Origin of the sequence: Undibacterium sp. RTI2.2 (genome assembly GCF_035018705.1) — a bacterium.
In the GTDB taxonomy this organism is placed as follows: Bacteria; Pseudomonadota; Gammaproteobacteria; order Burkholderiales; family Burkholderiaceae_D; genus Undibacterium.
This window is the reverse complement of the sequence record NZ_JASJXN010000045.1, coordinates 22,263-28,512: the sequence shown is the minus strand read 5'-3', so window position 1 is coordinate 28,512 and position 6,250 is coordinate 22,263. Positions and strand designations below refer to the sequence as shown.

4 protein-coding genes are annotated in these 6,250 nt (G+C 44.7%); 2 read left to right on the top strand and 2 right to left on the bottom strand.

Going from position 1 to position 6,250, the window contains the following annotated elements:
* The first annotated feature begins 773 nt into the window (after window positions 1–773).
* Complete coding sequence (locus QN395_RS18355) at window positions 774–971, top strand: hypothetical protein (protein WP_323492613.1); 198 nt, start codon at window positions 774–776, stop codon at window positions 969–971.
* Window positions 972–1,059: 88 nt separating this feature from the next.
* On the opposite strand, the gene QN395_RS18350 is transcribed toward QN395_RS18355, so the two are convergent.
* Together QN395_RS18350 and QN395_RS18345 are read right to left on the bottom strand one after the other, a co-directional pair.
* Window positions 1,060–4,335 carry an alpha/beta hydrolase family protein gene (locus QN395_RS18350; protein WP_323492612.1) on the bottom strand — a complete coding sequence of 1,092 codons (3,276 nt, stop codon included), beginning with the start codon at window positions 4,333–4,335 and terminating at the stop codon, window positions 1,060–1,062.
* A gap of 397 nt (window positions 4,336–4,732) precedes the next feature.
* Window positions 4,733–5,518: a hypothetical protein gene (locus tag QN395_RS18345; protein WP_322117801.1), complete on the bottom strand. Its 786-nt coding sequence runs from the start codon at window positions 5,516–5,518 to the stop codon at window positions 4,733–4,735.
* A 384-nt stretch (window positions 5,519–5,902) separates the two neighbouring features.
* Between QN395_RS18345 and QN395_RS18340 the strand changes: the two genes are divergently transcribed.
* Window positions 5,903–6,217: a TM2 domain-containing protein gene (locus QN395_RS18340; RefSeq protein ID WP_322117800.1), complete on the top strand. Its 315-nt coding sequence runs from the start codon at window positions 5,903–5,905 to the stop codon at window positions 6,215–6,217.
* The last annotated feature ends 33 nt before the right edge of the window (window positions 6,218–6,250 follow it).

The following is a 6,250-nucleotide window of genomic DNA, read 5'->3' as shown; positions in this document are numbered from 1 at the left end:
TCTTTAAATTTATCCTGTTGCTATTGTCTCATTTGAGGTAAACACTCTGCTTGGCTTTTTATCGTGCAAAGATCTCAAATTACTTAATGCGGATTAGCCTTGAACCACTTACTTTTATTTCGGTGTCGGAACTAAGAAGCACTGGGTGTATTCGCCCGTCCGAGTCCTCAGGCATGAAAGTATACAATCCATCGGAAATCAGCACGCCAGTCGTATCAGCAAAAACTAAACATCGATATTTCCCATCAACTTGATGGGTGCAGTCAAACCAATTACCACCAGATTCGCCTCCCTCCCAACTACTTGAGACCGGAACATTTGATGGACGATGCGGTGGCGTCACTCGATATGTCGCTCTAAACGACTGACCTAAAACAAATCCAGCAATTACACCTATTAGAAGTGTCAAAAAAAAAATAAGGTTTTTTGATATCATTTTTTTGTCAAGTTCTCTTACGCTGATCGTCCTCTAATGGCCAACAACGTTTAATTTTCATTATAGATAAATAAGCCTTAAGCGAACCCTGTCATGCGCTTATAAAATGCACTACCCGACGGTCGCAAATAAGCAGTAAAAAAATCAATGGTGTCCATCACTCCAAAATCCGTCTGAACTATCATAGATTTCTGACGAACTACTCGGCTCTTGAAAGTCAGCTTCTGCTGTGTCCCATTGAACTGGCACACCGTCTTTATCAGATTTTCGCTGTAACCAGTTTTTGGCTTGTAAGGTACGCCGAAACATAAGAAAGCCCGCATAAGGAATAAAGCATATGAGAAAGAACCATAAAATTTTTTCCGTTCGCGAAAACAAATCGCTTTCATTTAAATCAATAGAAGCCGCAAAACTTAAGGCGCAAGAAGGAACTAGTAACCAAAGGAGTATCGACATAGCGACCATAGAAAAATGGTTGAAGTATATTGCTTTAAAAAATATTTTCTGGCAACAAATTGGAAGCGCATACGAATGACACTTCCAATTTGCTTGCAAACTAATAACTACTTTAAACCATCTAGCAATTATTATCAGATTAAGTCTGAGTTAATAGATATAAAACGCTAGTTTAGTGCCGGCTCTTTCTTAGCCGTTTTCGCTTTAGCATCGGCATCGGCTTTTGCCTCCTGCTCTTTTTGCTCCGCCGTTTTAAACAATCCCATCACATCACGCTTACCGCGCTCCAGATAAGGAACCGGTTTATCCATCCATTCTGGGCGTGGACTGCCTAGCAAATAATGGTCAAAAAATTCTGCCATGTGAACGGTGTAATGTTTGATGTTGTCGCGCTCTCTTAAGCCATGTTTTTCACCGTTGTAATTGAACCAGTAGGCTTCTTTTCCTAGATGTCGCAACGCTGTAAAAAACTCAATTGCTTGGTAATACGGAACCGCATCATCCTCATCATTGTGAATGGTCAGGTAAGGCGTCTGGACTTTATCGACTTTAAAGATAGGTGAATTTTCGATGTACTTCGCCTGATCACCCCAAGGCGTGCCGCCGATACGACTCTGACCGCGTTCATACTGAAAAGCGCGGCTCATCCCTGTGCCCCAGCGAATGCCGCCGTAACCACTGATCATATTTGCCATTGATGCGCCAGCCTCGGCCGCGCGGAAGATGTTGGTATGCGTCAGCAGATAATTAATCTGGTACGCGCCCCAGCTGTGGCCTTGTATGCCGACACGTTGCGGATCAACATAGCCTTTGGCAATGACTTGCTGGATGGCTGGCAATACAGTGTTCATCGCGCTCTTACCCGGGTAACCGGTGGTGTAGACAATATCCGGACGTAACACGATATAGCCATTGCTGACGTAGCGAGTAACATTGATATTCTGGCTAGGTGCTGGCGGGACATGGCGGTATAAATTGTCTGTCATGTTTTCGTAGATGTAGACCATCATCGGGTATTTTTTCTTCGGGTCAAAATTGTCTGGCTTGGCAAGCAAGGCTTTTAATTTTTTGCCGTCGGCGGTGGTATAGCTGATCAACTCTTGCGTACCCCAGTTGTATTGGCTTTGTTGCGGATTAGCGTTGCTGATTTTTTGTGGTGATTGCATTTTTAAATTGCTGGCCCACAGGTCAGGGAATTCTTCAAAACTTTGCTGGGTGAATAAGACAGTATCGGCCAGCTTTGCCTTCAATAAACCACTGATCATTTTGTTCGCATGGATCAGTTTGACAGGCTCGCCCCCTTTGGGATTTTGTTGTACATAGCCGCTAGAACGATCAGTCTCATTGGTCGTAGCGAGCACCCAATTTTGGTCGGATGGCAAAAATTTTTGTTCTTTATCTAAGCTGACGTAGCGCAGTTCCAAATGATTTTTACGGCCATAACCAGCAGTCAAATTAGTGCTGACATGAGTGACAGGATTGATCTCCCATAAATCGAACTGGTCGTACACAACAACGCTGGCGTCATTCTCTGTCCAACCTGCAAAGCCGTAGGCAGAACGTGGCTCTGGCGTGTCTTGTTTAATATCTTCAAAATGGACTTTAAGTTTGCCTGTCAGGTTGGTCTTGCTACCGTCAGCGGTACTCCAGCTAAACCAGGTGCTGGTCGCCGCATCAAAGGCCAGCATATATTTACCGGCAGATGACAGAGCGGGTTCGAAGCGTAATTTTTTTGCTAAGGGCTTACTTTGGCCAGTTTGCAAATCCAATGCATAGGCGTCGTAATATAAAGAATCCCATGACTGCAAAATCTGATAGGGCAAATCGCTGATACCCAGCGCAAACTGGGCATTGTCATTGGTGATGACAACCGGCATAGTTTTATTCGCCAGCTGCACAAAACGCTTGTCGGCCAGATGCACGACGGCTCGATAGCTGCGTTGCTTTTCTTTTTCTGCCTTGACCTTTTGCATCGATTGCAGCTCTGGGTCTTTCCAATGCCATAGATCGACTTTCATCGCTTCTGGCGCGTCTTTGGGTTCTATTTTTGGATCTTCTGCGGTGCCGAAAAACAGCCGTGCGCCGTCTTTGCTGAAAGCGACCTCACCAAATTCGCTAGGTGACCAGGCGATTGGCATGCCTGGAGTTGCGCCGTTGGCTAAAAAGCTGGCGGCCTGATCTTTGGTATTCCAGTAGAACAGCGAGAAGGCTGTTGGGTCGGGGTCTTTGGCTTTGTCGGATTCTTTATTTTTTTCTTTTTGCGTAGTATTTTCAACGAGTTTTTCACTCGATTTTTCATTTCGCAGGGCAAGCAATTGATCACGGTTGCTGACAAAGGCGAGTTGCGTACCTGCGTCGTCAAACCTCAACTGCTTGTAGCTTCCGGCACCTGTTAATAGACTTTGCGTGCTGCTATCGGCGGTGCTGAATAAATACACGCCCTCCTTAGAGGCTTCTTTGGATTTTTCTGCTTCTTTTATTTTGTCGGTGCTGCTAGCGATTGTTGAGTCGGTTTTTTGATTTATTTTTTCAGCTGTTTTTTCGCCTATTTTTTCATTGGTTTTTTCTGTCACTTTCTCTGCTGATTTTTCTGTCACTTTCTCTATTAGCTTATCGCTAGCTTTTTCAGACGTTTTTACGACGTCTTTTACTGACACACTATAGGCCAGCAAACCACCATTTTTTGCCCAGACAAACTCCGCTACGTCTTTGTAGCTAATGTGCTTTCCGCTAGTCAAATCCCATAGTTGTAGCTCGCTGCCTGCCTCTTTCTTTTTGCCACTGGCGGATGCGCTGCCAGCGCCAGCCATTTGCTGGTCGGATATGCCATCTTGAATATCGTCCGGCTTTGCGGTTGTGGATTCTTTTTCAGATTCTTTCTTGCTATCTTTTTTCTCGTCTTTCGGTGCCTCCAGCAAGACTGCCAGCCAATTGCCGCCTTCTTCTGGAAAACCAAAACGTTTAACGCGGTTCAGCGTCTCGACTTTACCCGTTGCTAGATCCATTACGCCAAAACCGGGTTTCGGTAGATCCTCCCCTTTCTTCTTTTCTTTTTTGGCCTTGTCGATTTCTGCACGAGTGGGTTGGATGGCAAATGCAACATAGTGAGCGTCTGCGCTGAAGATAGGTGCAGTACCGCGCGGGTAACGCCATTCGCGTCCACTGGCAAGATGACGGATGACTAGCTCGCCATCACCTTCTTGCGCGACCAATGCATACGCTGCCCACTGCCCGTCCCGGCTAAGCTTATCGCCCTGAATGCTGCGCCAATTAGCATAGACATCGTGAGTGATCATTTTTTTGTTGTTCGCCGTGGTATTGCTTGCAGTCATAGTTTGACTAGCTAGATTGGCTGAAGTAGCAGTTTGCGCCAGGCCGAGTTGACTGGTCAGACTAAAAAACAGAATGGCGGCGGAAGGTAGGAGCGATTGTCTGGAGAACACAGGATGTGCTTTCTTTAGATGAAATAACAGAATTGAGATGAAGAAACATTGTCACAGAAATGCGCAAAAATTACTGCACAGTTGAAAATATTTGCATCATTTTAGATACGGAAATAGGCGGAGGGCGTGAACAGGGCAAATGCAGGAAATCAAGGCGTACTTCAGAGTAAGACAAAAAGCAGTCTCGCCTCGAATAACATATCAAATGGGGAAATCCGCAGCAAAAAATAGATAAAATTCAACATACTCCCCCTATTTTTTATTAAAATTGGCTTATAGACCAATTAATCTATGGACAATTAAATATACAGGATAGGAGTATATATTTATCTATGCTGCGAGATGGTAGAATAGATAACAGAATAAAGGCGGTTGCAATAGCAACGCCAAGCAAGCATCAGGACTGCAATTGCAGCGTTTTAATACTACGCATTTCACCCTTCTCGCCTGCACCTGCACCGCTGCTTTTGGTCTCTTTGCGTATCATCACCAAACGGTCACCGACTAAACCGTAGACCTGATCGTTGTCATTACTGGTTTCAAAACTAATCACAATAAAAGCACGCCCGGATGCGGTTTCATGCATGCGACTGGCCAGCGGTGTGCCGTCGGCAGCGATCCAGATATCCAGATTACCTTCATACTTTTTAATATACTTACGCTCCTTTTCGGTCATCTTGTCGATGGTCATTTCAAAACTCAACAGACGCGCTGGCTTACCATTGTAGGTATCCGCTTTTTCATTTTTGAATATGGCTTTTTCTACTGCACGGGACAAACTATTGGCGGCATAAATCAACGGACGCAGCTCACTAGAATTGATATCGTTGAGCGCAGAAAGCGTTGGGGTTTTGGCCTTTGGATCTTTTTCACGGGCGCGTTCTTCGGTTTCCAGTCGACTCAACAAGTCTCTGCTGTAATACACCTGCAAGCCACGCGGCCCTTCCTCTATCTGCACACTGGCGATACCACTGCGTTCATCTGCGTCTTTACCATCCCCCTGACGACTCCATGTCTTTGCTTCCAAATTTGCCTTCACCGGTGTCGCGCCTTGCAACCTGATCAAAGCAGTCTTTAAATCACTTAAGCCGTCGGCATAAGCAAATTGCGATCCGATTGACAGGGTACTAATCAAAGCAACTGAATAGATACGGGACAACATCGTCGATCGAGTGGAATACATTTTTACCTCGGATAAAAATTGGGGTTGAATAAGATGCGACAAAATCGACATGCTAAAAATAACTTCTGTCAGAGTGGCAATAGCGACAATAGTTCCGTCCAACGATCTGCAGTCTGATTGCCCTATACGGCGGGATGCGAAAAGCGATTTGTTAACTGTATCTATGCACGAGCTTAGGGTATCAATCCAACAGTTTCTACAAGTTTTTGACATTTTTGTTTTGTCGTTTCAATAAAACAAGTACTCTCATGAAATTATCAGTGTTAATAGATTTATTGGTAATTTTTTCTGCATAGTGGTACCGGGTAGTACCTTATTTAAAACAAGTGCTGGTAATCGATATTCACTGTCATCACGCACTACCAACACGACAAGGAGAAAAAAATGAGTATGGTATTTTGCCGCGGCTGCGGAAAAGAAATCCATGTAACTGCTGTCACATGTCCACATTGCGGTGCGCCACAGGGCACTTTGCAACAGCAAACCCAATCAGAAAAAAGAATACTTCCGGCTGCGCTGTTTTGCTTCTTTTTAGGCATGTTTGGCGTACATCGATTTTATGTTGGAAAAATCGGAACAGGTATTTTGCAATTGCTCACACTCGGTGGCCTAGGGATTTGGGCGCTGATTGATTTTATTATGATTGTGGTCGGCAGTTTTACGGATAAACAAGGTAATAGGATTAATCTCTGGACATAAATTTTAGAGAACAAAACGCTTGGCGGTTTCAAC